At 71.9% G+C, this 17,201-nt stretch carries 12 protein-coding genes; 7 read left to right on the top strand and 5 right to left on the bottom strand.

Annotated features, from left to right (window positions below):
• Nucleotides 1-11: 11 nt before the first annotated feature.
• Both ACEZDG_RS24040 and ACEZDG_RS24035 read right to left on the bottom strand, forming a co-directional pair.
• The gene (locus ACEZDG_RS24040) at nucleotides 12-659 is read right to left on the bottom strand and encodes a response regulator (RefSeq protein WP_380512967.1); all 648 of its coding nucleotides are present in this window, start codon (nucleotides 657-659) and stop codon (nucleotides 12-14) included.
• Complete coding sequence (locus ACEZDG_RS24035; RefSeq protein WP_380512965.1) at nucleotides 656-1,855, bottom strand: sensor histidine kinase; 1,200 nt, start codon at nucleotides 1,853-1,855, stop codon at nucleotides 656-658. Before ACEZDG_RS24035 ends, ACEZDG_RS24040 begins: the two co-directional genes overlap by 4 nt.
• A gap of 154 nt (nucleotides 1,856-2,009) precedes the next feature.
• Between ACEZDG_RS24035 and ACEZDG_RS24030 the strand changes: the two genes are divergently transcribed.
• From ACEZDG_RS24030 to ACEZDG_RS24000, 7 genes are all read left to right on the top strand, one after another.
• A complete protein-coding gene (locus ACEZDG_RS24030) occupies nucleotides 2,010-3,065 on the top strand; it encodes an FtsX-like permease family protein (RefSeq protein ID WP_380512964.1) in 1,056 nt (351 codons plus the stop codon).
• Nucleotides 3,062-3,748: an ABC transporter ATP-binding protein gene (locus ACEZDG_RS24025; protein WP_380512962.1), complete on the top strand. Its 687-nt coding sequence runs from the start codon at nucleotides 3,062-3,064 to the stop codon at nucleotides 3,746-3,748. The genes ACEZDG_RS24030 and ACEZDG_RS24025 overlap by 4 nt, the downstream gene beginning before the upstream one ends.
• A gap of 39 nt (nucleotides 3,749-3,787) precedes the next feature.
• Nucleotides 3,788-4,351 (top strand): Uma2 family endonuclease, encoded by a 564-nt coding sequence (locus ACEZDG_RS24020; RefSeq protein WP_380512960.1) that lies wholly within the window; start codon nucleotides 3,788-3,790, stop codon nucleotides 4,349-4,351.
• A gap of 44 nt (nucleotides 4,352-4,395) precedes the next feature.
• Nucleotides 4,396-5,049: a nucleotidyltransferase domain-containing protein gene (locus ACEZDG_RS24015; RefSeq protein WP_380512958.1), complete on the top strand. Its 654-nt coding sequence runs from the start codon at nucleotides 4,396-4,398 to the stop codon at nucleotides 5,047-5,049.
• Nucleotides 5,050-5,186: 137 nt separating this feature from the next.
• On the top strand, nucleotides 5,187-5,894 hold the full coding sequence (locus ACEZDG_RS24010; RefSeq protein WP_380513262.1) for a VIT1/CCC1 transporter family protein: 708 nt from the start codon (nucleotides 5,187-5,189) through the stop codon (nucleotides 5,892-5,894).
• A 308-nt stretch (nucleotides 5,895-6,202) separates the two neighbouring features.
• On the top strand, nucleotides 6,203-10,837 hold the full coding sequence (gltB, locus tag ACEZDG_RS24005) for a glutamate synthase large subunit (RefSeq protein ID WP_380512956.1): 4,635 nt from the start codon (nucleotides 6,203-6,205) through the stop codon (nucleotides 10,835-10,837).
• Nucleotides 10,830-12,293 (top strand): glutamate synthase subunit beta, encoded by a 1,464-nt coding sequence (locus ACEZDG_RS24000; protein ID WP_380512954.1) that lies wholly within the window; start codon nucleotides 10,830-10,832, stop codon nucleotides 12,291-12,293. The genes gltB and ACEZDG_RS24000 overlap by 8 nt, the downstream gene beginning before the upstream one ends.
• A 230-nt stretch (nucleotides 12,294-12,523) precedes the next feature.
• On the opposite strand, the gene ACEZDG_RS23995 is transcribed toward ACEZDG_RS24000, so the two are convergent.
• The 3 genes from ACEZDG_RS23995 to ACEZDG_RS23985 form a co-directional block, all read right to left on the bottom strand.
• On the bottom strand, nucleotides 12,524-14,386 hold the full coding sequence (locus ACEZDG_RS23995) for a phospholipase C (protein ID WP_380512952.1): 1,863 nt from the start codon (nucleotides 14,384-14,386) through the stop codon (nucleotides 12,524-12,526).
• Nucleotides 14,387-14,529: 143 nt separating this feature from the next.
• Nucleotides 14,530-15,780, bottom strand: coding sequence for an iron uptake transporter deferrochelatase/peroxidase subunit (gene efeB / locus ACEZDG_RS23990; RefSeq protein WP_380512951.1), 1,251 nt, complete (start codon nucleotides 15,778-15,780; stop codon nucleotides 14,530-14,532).
• The gene (locus ACEZDG_RS23985; RefSeq protein ID WP_380512949.1) at nucleotides 15,777-16,985 is read right to left on the bottom strand and encodes an EfeM/EfeO family lipoprotein; all 1,209 of its coding nucleotides are present in this window, start codon (nucleotides 16,983-16,985) and stop codon (nucleotides 15,777-15,779) included. The genes efeB and ACEZDG_RS23985 overlap by 4 nt, the downstream gene beginning before the upstream one ends.
• Nucleotides 16,986-17,201 lie beyond the last annotated feature (216 nt).

Here is a 17,201-nt window from a genome sequence, read left to right as displayed (position 1 = left end):
GGCCGGGGTGGTCAGCGGGACCGTCGGATCAGACCGCCGCGCAGGCCGGCGGCGATCGCGGCGGTCCTGCTGTCCACCCCGAGCTTGTCGTAGACATGCACCAGATGGGTCTTCACTGTGGCCTCGCTGATGAAGAGGCGCTTGGAGATCTGACGGTTCGCCAGCCCCTCGGCGAGCAGGCCGAGGATCTCCTGCTCCCGGGGGGAGAGCCGCGGCCCGCCGGCTCTGACCCGTCCCAGCAGCCGGGCCGCGACCGGCGGGGCCAGCACGGTCTCGCCCCTGGCAGCCGCGCGGACCGCCGCCGCCAGCTCCTCCGGCGGGGCGTCCTTGAGCAGGTAGCCGGTGGCCCCGGCCTCGACCGCGGCGAGGATGTCGGCGTCGGTGCTGTAGGTGGTCAGGATCAGCACCGAGGGGGCGTCCGGCAGCGCGGCGATCCGCCGGGTGGCTTCGACCCCGTGCATCCCCTCGCCCATCTGAAGGTCCATCAGCACCACGTCCACCCGCGGTCCGCCGGCCTGTTCCAGCTGCTCAAGCAGCCGCAGCGCGGCGGCCCCGTCGGCGGCCTCGCCGACCGGCTCCACCTCGGGCAGCTCCTCCAGCAGGGCCCGCAGCCCGCGCCGGACCACCGGATGGTCGTCCACCAGCACCACCCGGATCACCGGACACCGCCCTGCAGGGCCGCCAGCGGCAGGGCCACGGCGACGGCGGTGCCCTCGCCGGGCGCCGACTCGATGGAGAGCACCCCGCCCAGCCCGGCGATCCGCTCCCGCATCCCGTGCAGCCCGAACCGCCGGCCGGTGCCGGACGCCGCGTCCGCGTCCGCCTCCGTCTCCGGGGCGAAGCCGCAGCCGTCGTCGTAGACGTCCAGGGTGACCTGGTCGTCCAGGTAGCTGAGGGTCACCGCGGCCCGGTCCGCCCCGGCGTGCCGGCGGACGTTGGCCAGCGCCTCCTGGGTCAGCCGCAGCAGCGCCACCTCCGCCTCCACCGGCAGCGGATAGGCCGCGCCGTCCTGGTGGAAGGCCACCGCGGGGACCGGACCGTACCCGGCGGCGACCCGGCGCAGCGCCTCCGGCAGGGTGGCGTCCTGGAGCGACGGGGGAGTGAGCGCGGCGACGAAGCGCCGGGCCTCGGTGAGGTTGTCCGAGGCGGTCGTCCCGATCTCGCGGATCCGGCCCGCGGCGGCCTCCGCGCCCGGGGGCAGCGCGTGCTCGGCGGCCCTGGACAGCAGCACGATGCTGGACAGGCCCTGGGCCAGGGTGTCGTGGATCTCCCGGGCCAGCCGCTGGCGTTCGGCCAGCTTGCCGGCCTCGCGCTGGCTGGCGGCCAGCTCGTCCCGGGTCCGCACCAGGTCGTCGATCAGCCGCTGGCGGCGGCTGCTCTCCTGGTAGAGCGCCGCGTAGCCGTACGCGGTCAGCACCGCGACCAGCGCGCCTATGCCGGGACCGAGCACCTTCGCCGTGGTCAGCCCGCCGGGCGTGGTCGCCTGCGCGGCCACCACCACCCCGGTCATGGCCACCACCGCGGGCAGCGACCAGCGGCGCGGCAACAGGTGCAGGGTGATCAGGAACAGCGGGAAGGCCACGTACCCGGCCGCCGGGTCCACCGCCGTCAGCCCCGCCCACAGCGCCACCACCCCGCCCAGCCACCAGCGCGAGCGGGCCCGGCCGGACCGTACCGGGCGCAGCCCGCCGCAGGCGTAGGCAAGCCCGAACAGCACGCCGAGCAGTACCGCGAGCGGCCCGCCGCCGTTGACCAGCCCGGCCACCAGCAGCGCGTACACCAGGACGTGCAGGGCCACGCCCATCACCCGCAGCGCGGGCTGATGGACCGGGGCGGTGTCGTCGTTGCTGGTCACAGCAATGCAGCCTACGGCCGGACGTGGCGGCGGCAGGCATCCGCCGGCATCAACCTTTTGATGGATTCGAGACCACTCCTCTCCCCGATGGATCCCATGCGCGACTGCCCGAGGGTGTGGGTGCACCGCAATCGCCCGTCGCCGGAGGACCCCCTTGTTCGTCGCCCTGCGTGACATCCGCTTCGCCCGAGGGCGGTTCGCCCTGATGGGCGCGGTCGTCCTGCTGATCACCACCCTGGTCGTCCTGCTCTACGGCCTCACCGGCGGCCTGGCCGCCGACGCCTCCTCGGCGATCACCGGCCTGCCGGCCAGGGCCCTGGTCTTCGGCGCACCGCCGGGCGCCACCCCCGAGGTCTCCTTCAGCGACAGCGGCATCACCCCGGCCCAGCTGGCCGCCTGGCGGTCCGCACCGGGCGCGGGCGCGGTGGCCCCGCTGGGCGTCGCCAGATCCCGGCTCAGCAGCGGCAGCAGTGCGACCTCGGTCAGCGTGCTCGGGGTCCCGGCCGCGCTGCTGCCCCCGCTGCTGTCCGGCCGCGCACCCGCCGACGGGCAGGTCGCGGTCGGCGCGGCGAGCGGCATCGCGCTGGGCAGCCGGGTCACCGTGGGCGCAGCGGCCCTCACCGTCTCCGCGATCACCGCCGACCGCTCCTACGGCCACGCCCCGGCCGTCTGGACCACCGAGCCCACCTGGCAGCGGCTCAGCGGCGCCACCGCCCCGACCGCCCTCGCGGTCAGCCCCGGGGCCGCGGACACCGCCGCGCTGGACCGGGCCGTGAACACCCGCACCGTCAGCCGCTCCGCCGCGCTCGGGGCCATCGACGGCTACTCCGCCGAGCAGGGCAGCCTGCGGATGATCCAGGGCTTTCTGTTCGCCGTCAGCGCCCTCGTCATCGGCGCCTTCTTCACGGTCTGGACCGTGCAACGCGGCACTGACATCGCCGTGCTCAAGGCCGTCGGAGCCTCCAGCGGCTACCTGGTCAGGGACGCCCTGGCCCAGGCGCTGATCCTGCTGCTCGGCGGGACCCTGGCCGGGGCCGCGCTCGGCCTGACCGGCGGTGCGCTGCTCAGCGGGGTCCCGTTCGCGCTGAGCGCCGCCACCGCGGCCGTGCCGGTGCTGGCCATGGTGCTGCTCGGCCTGGCCGGCGCGGCGCTCGCGGTCCGCCGCATCACCTCCGTCGACCCGCTGACCGCCCTGGGAGCCCACCGATGACCGGCCCCACCCCGACCGGCCTCACCCTGCAGGACGTCGTCCTCACCTACCCGGACGGCGACCGCCGCCTCACCGCGCTGGACGCTGTCAGCCTGCACAGCGCCCCGGGCGAGCTCACCGCGATCGTCGGCCCGTCCGGCTCCGGCAAGTCCAGCCTGCTGGCCGTCGCGGCGACCCTGCTGCGCCCCGACTCCGGCAGGGTCCTGGTCGACGGCGAGGACGTCTGCGGGCTGACCGCCAAGCAGGCCACCGCGCTGCGCCGGGAGCGGATCGGCATCGTCTTCCAGCAGCCCAACCTGCTGGCCTCGCTCACCGCGCTGGAGCAACTGCTCGCGGTGGCCCACCTGCGCGGCACCCGGCCCCGGGCGGCCCGGGGCCGGGCCGAGCAACTGCTCGCCTCGGTCGGCCTCACCGACGGCAAGCAGCACCGCCGCCCGCACCAGCTCTCCGGCGGCGAACGCCAGCGGGTCAACATCGCCCGCGCCCTCTTCGCCGAACCCGCCGTCCTCCTGGTCGACGAGCCCACCTCCGCCCTGGACCACGAACGCGGCGCCCGGATCACCGACCTCCTCGCCACCGTCACCCGCACCCACCGCACCGCCACCCTCCTGGTCACCCACGACCGCACCCTCCTCACCCACGCCGACCAGATCCTGGAACTGGTCGACGGCAGGCTCCGCTGAAGGCCGGAACAGCACCGGAGCACTTGGTACCGTTCGGCTATGTCGACCGACACAACTCCCCCGGGCGGAAGCCCCAGCAACCGCCTTGTCCAGGCCTGGCACGAGCTGGAGATCCCGGCCGGACTGTATGCGGAGCTGCTCGACGGCGAGCTGGTCATGCAGGCGAATCCGGGATCGATCCACGACCTGCCCGGTCGCGCCTTCGTCCGGCAGACCCCGGAGCCCTTCGCCGCCTGGTCGGAGCGGGGGATCTTCCTGGCGGACGACTACCGGCCCCGCGCCGACGCGGTCGTGGTCCGGGCCGAGGACACCCCGCTGACCATGGACGACTGGCCGGCCGAGATCCTGCTCGCGGTGGTCGAGACGGTGTCCACGACCCGTGCCGCGATCAAGCGCGACTGGGAGGACAAGCGGCTGCGCTACGCCGACGCCCGGATCCCCGTCTATGTGGTCATCGACCCCAATGACGCCGGCTGGCACGTGCTGGAGCTGGACGGAAGCCGCTACGTCGAGACCTCCAGCGGGGTCTTCGGGCAGAGCCTGACGATGCCGGCACCCATGGGCTTCGCCATCGACACGCACGGCTGGCACCCCTACAGCTGATATCCGGTGGCATGCGCCCGCCCGGCTGCGGCAGGCTCGGGGCCATGGACAACATCCTGCTGGCCGGCGTGGTCGGCTCGACTGCCTACGGGCTGGCGCACGAGGGCTCGGACGTGGACCGGCTGGGGATGTTCGCCGTGCCCACCGAGGAACTGCACGGGCTGGAGCGGCCCAAGGAGTCGGTGGTCACGACCGGGCCGGACCGTACCTTCCACGAGGCGGGCAAGGCGGTGCGGCTGATGCTGTCCAGCAATCCGACCGCGAGCGAGCTGCTCTGGCTGGAGGTGTACGACACCCGCACCCCGCTCGGTGAGGAGCTGGTCGGGCTGCGGAGCTCACTGCACTCCGCGGCCGGGGTCCGCAGCGCCTACCTGGGCTACGCCGACCAGCAGTTCCGCAAGCTGCTGGGCCACCGCCCGGAGCAGCGAGCCAAGAGCGCCAAACACGCCCGTCACCTGGTCAGGCTGCTTCGGCAGGCGGAACAGCTGCACACCACCGGCGAGCTGACGCTGCGCCTCCCGGACCCGGACGCCGTCCGCGCGCTCGGCGAGGCGATCGCCGACGCACCGGAGCGGGCCCGCCCGCTGCTGGCCCGTACCGAGGCGGTGCTGGCCGCCCCCGGTGCGCTCCCCGCCGAGCCGGACCGGGCCGCCGCCGAGGACTGGCTGCGCCGGGTCCGGCGGGCTTTCTTCCGCTGAAGGCAAGGCTAACCTTGCAGGTCAGAGGGGTCGGTAAGGCAGTACTGCCTTGCTGGAACAAAAGTTTGACGCAGGCTATTTTCCTAAGCGTGACCACTACCGCAACGCCCAGCGCTCCCGTCCCCTCCGCCGAGTCCATAGCCGCCACCGCGGAGGCGTACGCGCACACCCACCGCGATGTGAACGGCGGCTGGCTGCGTCCGGCGGTATTCGGGGCGATGGACGGGCTGGTGTCGAACTTCGCGCTGATGGCCGGCGTGGTCGGCGGCCACGTGGGGCAGCAGGCGATCGTGCTGACCGGCCTGGCCGGGCTCGCCGCCGGGGCGTTCTCGATGGCGGCGGGGGAGTACACCTCGGTGGCCTCGCAGCGCGAGCTGGTGCAGGCCGAGCTGGAGATCGAGCGGATCGAGCTGCGCCGCAACCCGGCCGAGGAGCTGGCCGAGCTGGCGCAGCTGTATGTGGAGCGCGGGGTGGAGCCGCGGCTGGCGTTCGAGGTGGCGCAGCAGCTGACCGCCGACCCGGAGCGGGCGCTGGAGGTGCACGCCCGCGAGGAGCTGGGCGTCGACCCGGCGGACCTGCCGTCGCCGCTGCTGGCGGCCGGGTCCTCGTTCGCGGCCTTCGCGCTGGGCGCGCTGCTGCCGCTGCTGCCGTACCTGCTGGGGGCGGGCACCCTGCTGCCCTCGCTGGGCCTGGCGCTGGTCGGCCTGTTCGGCTGCGGCGCGGTGGTGAGCCGGGTGACCGCCCGCAGCTGGTGGTACAGCGGGCTGCGGCAGCTGGCGCTGGGCGGTTCGGCCGCGGCGGTGACGTTCCTGTTGGGCGGCCTGATCGGCGCGCACGTCGGCTGAGCAGGCACGTGGTGTTACTCACACCGTGCGACGAGGTAAACCCACTGTTTCGCGGAGCGTTTGTTCGGGCACACTTGCGAGGACGTCCGAGTGATCCCGACACCCCGGGGTCCCGGGCGTGCGCTATCCCCGAGCGTGGCCAATACAGGGCCTGACCTGCTGGGTAGTCCACATGATGGACTAGAGAATCCACTTTGTGGAATCTTGGGCATCATGTAACCTGCACGAAATCGCAGAGGGCCAGCGTCGTCCCGGATGCGCATGTGAATTGTGACCATGCCGAACACGACGACACGACGGGAGAGCCGATGCTGTCTGCGTCCCCGCACTCCGCCCCTGGCACCGATCGGGCTCCTCAGCCCTATTGGGCTCTGGCGGACGCGCGCCCCGCTCAGCAGGGCCTGTACGACCCCAGCAACGAGCACGACGCATGCGGCGTCGGCTTTGTGGCAACGCTCACCGGCAAGGCCGAGCACCGCATCGTCGAGCAGGCCCTGACCGTTCTTCGCAACCTGGAGCACCGCGGCGCCACCGGCGCCGAGCCCGACTCCGGCGACGGCGCCGGCATCCTCACCCAGGTCCCGGACGCCTTCCTGCGCGCCAAGGCCGGCTTCGAGCTGCCCGCGGCCGGGTCGTACGCGGTCGGCATCGCCTTCCTCCCCGACGACGACGCGGCCGACGCCGCCGCCGTGGCCGGCATCGAGGCCATCGCCGCCGAGGAGGGCCTCACCGTCCTCGGCTGGCGCGAGGTCCCGGTCACCCCCGACCTGCTGGGCGTCACCGCCCGCTCGGTCATGCCGCGCTTCCGCCAGCTCTTCGTCAGCGACACCGCGGGTCTCAGGGCCGGCCTGGAGCTGGACCGGGTCGCGTTCGTGCTGCGCAAGCGCGCCGAGCGCGAGAGCGGCGTCTACTTCCCCTCCCTGTCCGCGCGCACCCTGGTCTACAAGGGCATGCTGACCACCGGGCAGCTGGAGCCGTTCTTCCCCGACCTGTCCGACCGCAGCTTCGCCTCCGCGATCGGCCTGGTCCACTCCCGCTTCTCCACCAACACCTTCCCGAGCTGGCCGCTGGCCCACCCGTACCGGTTCATCGCCCACAACGGCGAGATCAACACGGTCAAGGGCAACCGCAACTGGATGACGGCCCGTGAGTCCCAGCTCGCCACCGACCTGATCCCGGTCAACAGCAAGGGCGAGGGCCTGGAGCGGATCTTCCCGATCTGCACCCCGGACCACTCCGACACCGCCTCCTTCGACGAGGTGCTGGAGCTGCTGCACCTGGGCGGGCGCTCGCTGCCGCACTCGGTGCTGATGATGATCCCGGAGGCGTGGGAGAACCACGCCACCATGGAGCCGGCCCGCCGCGCCTTCTACCGGTTCCACGCGAACCTGATCGAGCCCTGGGACGGCCCCGCCTGCGTCACCTTCTCCGACGGCACCCAGGTCGGCGCGGTGCTCGACCGCAATGGCCTGCGCCCGGCCCGCTACTGGATCACCGAGGACGGCCTGGTCGTGCTGGCCTCCGAGGTCGGTGTGCTGGACATCCCGCAGGACCAGGTGGTCCGCAAGGGCCGGCTGCAGCCCGGCAAGATGTTCCTGATCGACACCGCCCAGGGCCGGATCATCGAGGACGAGGAGATCAAGTCCTCGCTCGCCGCCGAGAACCCGTACCAGGAGTGGCTGCACGCCGGCTCGATCACCCTGGACGCGCTGCCGGAGCGCGAGCACATCGCGCACACCCACGCCTCGGTCACCCGGCGCCAGCAGACCTTCGGCTACACCGAGGAGGAGCTGCGGCTGATCCTCGCGCCGATGGCCAAGACCGGCGGCGAGCCGCTCGGCTCGATGGGCACCGACTCGCCCATCGCCGCGCTGTCCGACAAGCCCCGGCTGCTGTTCGACTACTTCACCCAGCTGTTCGCGCAGGTCACCAACCCGCCGCTGGACGCCATCCGCGAGGAACTGGTCACCTCGCTGTCCAGCAACCTCGGCCCGGAGGGCAACCTGCTGCACGCCGAGGCGGCCTCCTGCCGCTCGGTCACCGTGCCCTTCCCGGTGATAGACAACGACGAGCTCGCCAAGCTGGTCCACATCAACGCGGACGGCGACCTGCCCGGCCTCAAGGCGGTCACCCTCTCCGGCCTGTACAAGGTCGGCGGCGGCGGTGCGGCCCTGGCCGCCCGGCTCACCGAGATCGCCGCCGAGGCCGACGCCGCGATCGCCGACGGCGCCCGGATCATCGTGCTGTCCGACCGGCACTCCGACGCCGAGCACGCGCCGATCCCGTCGCTGCTGCTCACCGCCGCCGTGCACCACCACCTGATCCGCACCAAGCAGCGCACCCACGTCGGCGTGATCGTCGAGGCCGGGGACGTCCGCGAGGTGCACCATGTGGCGCTGCTGATCGGCTACGGCGCGGGCGCGGTCAACCCGTACCTGGCCATGGAGTCGGTCGAGGACATGGCGGCCGAGGGCCGGCTCTTCGAGGAGCCCGGTATCCGGGGGGTGGAGGCCGAGAAGGCCATCCGCAACCTGATCTACGCCCTCGGCAAGGGCGTCCTCAAGGTCATGTCCAAGATGGGCATCTCCACCGTGGCCTCCTACCGCGGCGCGCAGGTCTTCGAGGCCATCGGCCTCTCCCAGGACCTGGTGGACACCTACTTCGCCGGCACCACCACCAAGCTCGGCGGCATCACCCTGGACCAGATCGCCCAGGAGACCGCCGCCCGGCACGCCCAGGCCTACCCGGTCTCCGGCATCTCCCCGGCGCACCGCCGGCTCGAGATCGGCGGCGAGTACCAGTGGCGCCGCGAGGGCGAGCCGCACCTGTTCGACCCGGAGACGGTGTTCCGGCTGCAGCACTCCACCCGCACCAAGCGCTACGACATCTTCAAGCAGTACACCGGCCGGGTGAACGAGCAGTCCGAGCGGCTGATGACGCTGCGCGGGCTCTTCAAGTTCGCCACCGAGGGCCGCACGCCGATCTCGATCGACGAGGTCGAGCCGGTCGCCGACATCGTCAAGCGGTTCTCCACCGGGGCCATGTCCTACGGCTCCATCTCCATGGAGGCGCACGAGACCCTCGCCATCGCCATGAACAGCATCGGCGGCAAGTCCAACACCGGTGAGGGCGGCGAGGACCCGGAGCGGCTGCACGACCCGGCCCGCCGCTCCTCGATCAAGCAGGTCGCCTCCGGGCGCTTCGGCGTCACCAGCGAGTACCTGGTCAACGCCGACGACATCCAGATCAAGATGGCGCAGGGCGCCAAGCCCGGCGAGGGCGGCCAGCTGCCCGGACACAAGGTCTACCCCTGGGTGGCGAAGACCCGGCACAGCACCCCCGGCGTGGGCCTGATCTCCCCGCCGCCGCACCACGACATCTACTCCATCGAGGACCTGGCCCAGCTGATCCACGACCTCAAGAACGCCAACCCGGCGGCCCGCATCCATGTGAAGCTGGTCTCCGAGGTCGGCGTCGGCACGGTCGCGGCCGGTGTCAGCAAGGCCCACGCGGACGTCGTCCTGGTCTCCGGACACGACGGCGGCACCGGCGCCTCGCCGCTGACCTCGCTGAAGCACGCGGGCGGCCCCTGGGAGCTCGGCCTCGCCGAGACCCAGCAGACCCTGCTGCTCAACGGCCTGCGCGACCGCATCGTGGTGCAGACCGACGGCCAGCTCAAGACCGGCCGGGACGTGGTCATCGCCGCGCTGCTCGGCGCGGAGGAGTTCGGCTTCGCCACCGCGCCGCTGGTGGTCTCCGGCTGCATCATGATGCGGGTCTGCCACCTGGACACCTGTCCGGTCGGCGTGGCCACCCAGAACCCGGTGCTGCGCGAGCGCTTCAGCGGCAAGCCCGAGTTCGTGGTGAACTTCTTCGAGTTCATCGCCGAGGAGGTCCGCGAGATCCTCGCCGAGCTGGGCTTCCGCACCATCGAGGAGGCCGTCGGCCACGCCGAGCTGATCGACGCCACCAAGGCGGTCGACCACTGGAAGGCCAACGGGCTCGACATCGCGCCCCTGCTGCACGTCCCGGCCCTGCCCGAGGGCGCGTCGCTGCACCAGACCACCACCCAGGACCACGGCCTGGACAAGGCCCTCGACAACCAGCTGATCGAGCTGGCCGAGCAGGCCCTGCTGCACGGCGAGGCGGTCCGGGCCCAGGTCCCGATCCGCAACGTCAACCGCACCGTCGGCACCATGCTCGGCCATGAGGTGACCAAGCGCTACAAGGGCGAGGGCCTGCCCGAGGGCACCATCGACATCACCTTCACCGGATCGGCCGGACAGTCCTTCGGGGCCTTCCTGCCGCGCGGCATCACCCTGCGGCTCGAGGGCGACGCCAACGACTACGTCGGCAAGGGCCTGTCCGGCGGCGTGGTGATCGTCCGCCCGTCCCGGGACGCCGCCGCCATCGGCGCCGACGCCCAGCAGCACGTGATCGCCGGCAACACCATCGGCTACGGCGCCACCGCGGGCCGGATCCACCTGCGCGGCAAGGCCGGTGAGCGCTTCGCCGTCCGCAACTCCGGGGCCACCCTGGTGGTCGAGGGCGTGGGCGACCACGGTCTTGAGTACATGACCGGCGGCAAGGTGGTCATCCTCGGCGAGACCGGGCGCAACCTGGCGGCCGGCATGTCCGGCGGCATCGCCTACGTCCTGGACATGCGCCCCAACAACGTCAACACCGGCATGGTGGGCATCGAGGCCCCCGACGCGACCGACCGCGAATGGCTGCGGGACGCCGTCCAGCAGCACTACGAGGAGACCGGCTCCACCGTGGCCGCGGAGCTCCTCGCCGACTGGGGTGGCGGGGTCTCCCGCTTCACCAAGATCATGCCCCGTGACTACAAGGCCGTGCTCGCCGCCAAGGACGCCGCCGAGCGAGACGGGCTCTCCGAGTCCGCGACCACCGCGAAGATGATGGAGGCTGCCAACCGTGGCTGACCCCAAGGGCTTCCTCACCACGCCCAAGCAACTCGCCGAGCGACGCCCCGTCGACGTCCGCATCAGGGACTGGAACGAGGTCTACGTCGAACGCAGCCTCCTGCCCGTCATCACCAAGCAGGCCGGCCGCTGCATGGACTGCGGCATCCCGTTCTGCCACAACGGCTGCCCGCTCGGGAACCTCATCCCCGAGTGGAACGACCTCGCCTACCGGGACGACTGGAACGGCGCGATCGAGCGGCTGCACGCGACCAACAACTTCCCGGAGTTCACCGGGCGGCTGTGTCCGGCCCCGTGCGAGTCGGCCTGTGTGCTGGGCATCAACCAGGACCCGGTGACCATCAAGAACGTTGAGGTCACCATCATCGACAAGGCGTGGGACAACGGCGGCGTCGCCCCGCAGCCGCCCGAGCGACTCTCCGGCAAGACCGTCGCCGTCATCGGCTCGGGCCCGGCCGGACTCGCCGCCGCCCAGCAGCTCACCCGGGCCGGCCACACCGTGGTGGTGTACGAGCGCGCCGACCGCATCGGCGGCCTGCTGCGCTACGGCATCCCCGAGTTCAAGATGGAGAAGCGCCACATCAACCGGCGGGTCGAGCAGATGCGCGCCGAGGGCACCCGGTTCCGTACCGGGGTCGAGGTGGGCGTCGACATCACCGGGCGTCAGCTCCGCGACCGCTTCGACGCGGTCGTGGTCGCGGCCGGCGCCACCACCGCGCGCGACCTGCCGGTGCCCGGGCGCGAGCTCAAGGGCATCCACCAGGCGATGGAGTACCTGCCGCTGTCCAACAAGGTGCAGGAGGGCGACTACGTCGAGTCCCCGATCAGCGCCGCCGGCAAGCACGTCATCGTCATCGGCGGCGGCGACACCGGCGCGGACTGCCTCGGCACCGCGCTGCGGCAGGGCGCGGCCTCGGTCACCCAGCTGGAGATCATGCCCCGGCCCAGCGACGACCGCCCGGCCAACCAGCCCTGGCCGTCCATGCCGATGGTCTACAAGGTCACCTCGGCCCACGAGGAGGGCGGTGAGCGCGTCTACGCGGTCAACACCACCCGCTTCACCGGCGACGAGGACGGCAACGTCCAGGAACTGCACCTGGTCGAGGTCGAGTTCAAGGCCGGACGGTTCGAGCCGGTCCCCGGCACCGAGCGCTCCATCCCGGCCCAACTGGTCACCCTGGCCATGGGCTTCACCGGCACCGACGTGCAGAACGGCCTGGTCGAGCAGCTCGGCGCCGACCTGGACGCCCGCGGCAACGTCGGCCGGGACTCCACCTTCGCCACCAACGTCGACGGTGTGTTCGTGGCCGGCGACGCCGGTCGCGGCCAGTCCCTGATCGTCTGGGCGATCGCCGAAGGCCGCTCCGCGGCCAAGGCGGTCGACAGCTACCTCTCCGGCCGCGCCTCCACGCTGCCGGCCCCGATCCGCCCGACGGACCGCCCCCTGACCGTGTGACCTCCGTGTCACACTGTTGTTAACAGGGGCGGCCCGCACGGGCTGCACCACCGCGTCCCCGCCAGCGCCGCCGGATCGCACGCGGAGAACCACCAAGGCACCTGCCTCTCGTCCCCGACCAAGGTTGAGAGGCAGGTGCCGCCGCTTTTCCGGCTGCGCCGCGACCGGCATACCAACGCGGGAGGGCCCGGGCGCAAGCGCCCGGGCCCTCCCTTGTTCAGTGCGACTGACTACGCGGCAGCGTTCTTGCGGCGGCTGCGGCGGGAGACCGTGAAGCCGGTGCCCAGCGCGGCCAGCGCCGCGGCGCCGAGACCGGCCGACAGCAGCGCCGAGGAGCCGGTGCCCGAGGTGGAGGACGCGATGTCGCCCACCGCGAAGCTGGCGACGGTGTCGCGGTCGTCACGGTCGTGGATCTTCTTGACCGAGGCCACCGAACCGTTGGCGTTCAGCAGCACCTGCTCGTTGTTCGGGTGCTGGAAGTCGAAGGCCGGCTTCAGCGAGCCCGCCGTCGCGTCGAAGGAGGCGTCGCCGACCTTCTTGGTCTTCCAGTTCTGCTCGATGAACGCGGGGATCGACGCCTGGGTGGTGAAGGTGTGGTCCAGGTGGTTGGTCTTCGCGTACGGCGAGACGACCAGCAGCGGCTGGCGCGGGCCGGGGCCGCAGCGGTCGGCGTAGCCGCCGATCGGGGCGGTGGACTTCTTGGCGGCGGCGGCGATGCACGCGGCGGCGTCCATGCCGGGCGCGGTGTCCGCGGAGCCGTTGGTGGGCGCGTGGTACACGTGGTCGTACCAGCCGTCGGAGTCGTCGTACGCGATCACGACCGCGGTCGAGGACCACTCCGGCGACTTCTCCAGCGCGTTGATCTGCTTGACCAGGAAGTTCTGCTCGTCGATCGGGTCGGAGTAGCCCCCGTGGCCGTCCTGGTACTCGGCGGCCTTGATGAAGCTCACGGCCGGCAGCTTGTCCGCGGCCACGGCCTGGTCGAAGTACGACAGGTCGTAGTTGTGGTTCGCCGGGCCGGCGTGGCCGATCTCGTCCAGGCCGGTCGGCAGCACGTGGTGCGGGTTGGCCGTCGACTTGTAGTACGCGAACGGGTTGTGGTGCGGGCTGTAGTCCACCGAGGCGGCGCCGCCGATGTTGGTGTGCGTCGTCCCGGCGCAGGAGGCGTAGGTGCCGGCCTTGCCCGAGTAGGGGGTGCTCGGCGAGAAGCCGCCCTGGAACCAGCCCCAGGTCACGTTCTTGGCGTTGAGCAGGTCGCCGATGTTCTGGCCCTGCAGCTCCGCCAGCGCGCTGGTGCTGGTGTGGGAGTTGTCGGCGCAGTCGTCGAAGGCCGGGTCCGGGTCACCGGTGACCGTGCCGACGCCCTTGGCGTCCGGCGAGTGCACCGCGTAGGTGTCCGGGGTGGCGGTCTGCACCGGGTTCTCGGTGCTGCCGGTGCCGCTCACCGAGATCACACCGTGGGTCTGACCCGAGACCAGGTTCAGCGCACCCGGGGTGGAGGGACCGTAGTTGTTGCTGAAGGAGTTGTCGGCCAGCACACCGTGCTGCGCGTAGTTCCACAGCGCCGTGACGGTGTTGCCGTCGTAGTAGTCCATGCCCAGGCCGGGGGCCGCGTACAGGCCGCCGGAGCAGGTGTCGGTGTCGGTGTGCTGGACGAACAGGTCCGCCTTGCCGCCGTCGTAGGCCAACTGCTCGGGGCCGTAGTTGTGGTTCTGGTCGCAGGTCAGCGCCTGCGTGGAGGCCAGCCGCTGCGGCGCGTAGAGGTTCGGGTTCTTCTTCAGCAGACCTGAGTTGACCAGGTTGTTCGTGTTCTTGGGCGTGTTCTTCGCCGCGTGGAACGGGGTCCCGTCGGTGTTCGCCGCCTGCGGGTACGTTCCGAAGTAGTGGTCGAAGGACACGTTCTCGTCGTAGATGACCACCAGGTGCTTGATCGGGGTCTCCGTCTTGACGTAGACGGGCGCGGTCGGACGGTGGTCCGATCCGCCGTCCTTCGCCCACGCCGGAGAGGTACCCGCCGCCGCCACCAGCGCGGCCGCACCCACCAGAGCCGCCCAACGGGCGCCTCGCCTACCGCTACCAGCCACTATCGCCATTCCAGACCCCTCCACAGGACACAAAGTCCACTCACTGTCGCTCCGCATCCTTCGCCGCACGCACGACCTCATGCCTCCGGCAGGGTGACCGCCAGATGAACGCCCTGTGAGAAAACGGGGTGTCAGCGCGCGTAGACGAACCGTCACCGGCCGAGCAGTCCCCGGCCTAGCCAGTCCCCGGCGTTCCTTGCCCCGGGCAGGACGAAGAAGTACCCGCCGCCGAACGGGGTGATGTAGTCGACCAGCGGCTCACCGGCCAACTGCTTCTGCACCGCGATGAACTGACGGTCCAGGTCCTGCTGGAACGCGCAGAACACCAGGCCCATGTCGAGGTTGCCGTTGCTGTCGGTGCCCCGGTCGTAGTTGAAGCCGCGCCGCAGCATCCGCAGCTTGTCCGAGCCCGCGGTGCGCGGGTTCGCCAGCCGCATGTGGCTGTCCATCGGGATCACGTCGCCGGTCGGGTCCGCCGCGTAGCGGGGCGCGTCCGTCTCCAGCCGCCCGTCCAGCGGCGCCCCCGAGGACTTCACCCGGCCGAACATCCGCTCCTGCTCGTTCAGTGACACCCGGTCCCAGAACTCCACCAGCATCCGGATCAGCCGCACCGCCAGGTACGACCCGTCCACCGCCCAGGCCGGCTCGCCGGAGCCGGCGCCGACCCAGACCACCTGGTCCATGGCCCGGGTGTCAGCGGTGTCCGGGTTCGCCGTGCCGTCCCGGAAGCCCAGCAGGTTGCGCGGCGTACCGGCCGGACGCGGCGGCGACTGGAAGCCGTCGATGCGCCAGCGGACCTGCATCGCCCCCCGGGTGTGCTGGGCCAGGTCGCGCAGCGCGTGCGCCACCGTGTCGGCGTTGGCCGCGCCCAGCTGGAGCAGCAGGTCGCCCTGGCACCAGGCCGGGTCCAGGTCGTCGTCGGGGAAGGACTCCATCGGCTTCAGTCGCAGCGGCTTGCGCGCCGCGAGGCCGAACCGCCCGTCGAACAGGGAGGAGCCGACCGCCAGCGTCGCGGTCAGACCGTCGGTGGGGACCTCAGGGCCGAGCACCCCGGAGTCCGAGGGCGGCGCGCTGATCCCCAGCGGCTCGGGTACCCCGCCCGAGGTCAGGAAGCGGATCCGGGTCGTCAGCGTGCGGAACAGCGCCTCAAGCCCTGCCTGGTCCGCCGCCGTCACATCGAAGGCGACGAAGGCCGCGCAGCGCTGCTTCGGAGTCAGCACCCCGGCCTGGTGCACCCCCTCGAAGGCATACGAGCCGCCGGCGGCTCCGCCCGTGGCCGGGGCCGTCGCCGGGTCCGCCGTGGCCGACGCCGCCGCACTGCCCGCGACCGCCGCCGCGGTGGTCAGCGCCGCCGCGCCACGCAGCACCGAACGCCGGCCCACACCCGCACTACCCGTCGTCACGACGTCCTCCGCACATCACACACAGCCGCCACCGGCGCCAGTTCCGTCACCAGGTCTCCGAACACCGCGTTCAACCGCTCCCGGTCACCCGTCGACAAGGCGGCCAACGGGACCCCGCCCAGCTTGGACAGCTCGTCCGAAGCCGCCTTCATCGCCGCGTCGATCCGCGGCAGCGACGGCATCCGCGGCACCAGCAGCGGACGCAGCAGCTTCAGCGCCTCCGCCGTGCCCTGCAGGTTCGCCCGCGCCGTCGCCAGGTTGGACCCGCTGCCGTAGTCGGTGCGCGCCGTCAGCTCGAGCTGGATCGTGTTCTCCACGATCTCGTGCGCCCGCAGCCCCAGATCCAGCGGATCCATCTGCTCGGACGCCCACTGCTTGCGCAGCGAGGCCACGTCGGCCGCCAGTCGCGCGGCCACCGGCTTCAGCACGGCCGCCGACTGCCCGTGCCACAGCCCGTACTCCAGCCGGTGGAAGCCGCTGAACCCGGGATCGGTGAGACCGCCGGGCAGGCCCTTGGTCGTCCCGTTGATGCTTCCGTCCAGATCGCCGAAGGTCCCGTAGGCCGCGCCCAGCCGCTCGTAGGCGAGATGCGCCGGCAGCCAGGCACCGCGCGCCGCCGCCAGGTCGCCCCGGTCCACGGCCGCCCGCAGGGTGTCCACCGCCGCGGCCAGGCCCGGCAGTTGCCCGGCCACCCAGGTCTGGTAGGCCAGCGTCGGCGGGGTCAGGTCGTGCTGGGTCACCGGCAGCACCGCGGGACCGCCGCTGCCGCTGCCGGTCACCTTCACGGTCGGCCCGGTCACCGCCTCGACGTCCTGCGGCAGGCACAGGAAGGCGTAGCTCCCCGCCGCCAGCCGCACCACCATCGGCCGCGACATCCCCGGCGCCAGGTTCTCGACCTCGCCGAGCACCGCTCCGGTGGTGGCGTCCTTGACGTACGCCTCCTCGGAGCCGACCCCGGTGTTGGTCACGTCGAACACCTGCAGCCCGGCCTGCGGATGCGTCCACCCGGCACCGCAACCGCCGGGCGACACCTGCACGGTGGTGTGCGGCAGCCCCGGATACCCGTCGTCGACGGACGCCGCGGGCTTGCCGCCCCCGGATCCGGATCCGGAACCGCTCACCCAGAACGCGGTCCCGCCGCCGACCGCCACGATCGCGACCACCGATCCGGCGGCCACCCACGGCCGACCCCACCTGCGCACCACGCCACCTCACCTGCCCGAACACCTGCTCCGACCTGCGTCTCGAGGCTCGATGCTAGGCATCCTCCGGCCGCCTCCGATACCTCGGAAGGCCACCACTCCCAGAGTTCCACCGCCGTTCACCTCGCGGCAAAGGAGAAGATCGCGGCGAAATGTTCAACCACCTGTCACACAGCGGACATCTGACTACCCATGAGGGCTTCTTCACTACTCGCCGGT

This window comes from Streptacidiphilus alkalitolerans, assembly GCF_042511045.1.
GTDB lineage: Bacteria > Actinomycetota > Actinomycetes > Streptomycetales > Streptomycetaceae > Streptacidiphilus > Streptacidiphilus alkalitolerans.
Note: the sequence above shows the minus strand (reverse complement) of the source record. Positions and strands in the feature narration are given on the sequence as shown.

Bases quoted from the DNA above. Each gene is read 5' to 3' on its own strand.
- ACEZDG_RS24020 (WP_380512960.1), top strand. From the start codon at position 3,788: ATGTCGACCGACACAACTCCCCCGGGCGGAAGCCCCAGCAACCGCCTT.
- ACEZDG_RS23995 (WP_380512952.1), bottom strand. From the start codon at position 14,386: ATGGCGATAGTGGCTGGTAGCGGTAGGCGAGGCGCCCGTTGGGCGGCT.
- ACEZDG_RS24015 (WP_380512958.1), top strand. From the start codon at position 4,396: ATGGACAACATCCTGCTGGCCGGCGTGGTCGGCTCGACTGCCTACGGG.
- ACEZDG_RS24025 (WP_380512962.1), top strand. From the start codon at position 3,062: ATGACCGGCCCCACCCCGACCGGCCTCACCCTGCAGGACGTCGTCCTC.
- gltB (WP_380512956.1), top strand. From the start codon at position 6,203: ATGCTGTCTGCGTCCCCGCACTCCGCCCCTGGCACCGATCGGGCTCCT.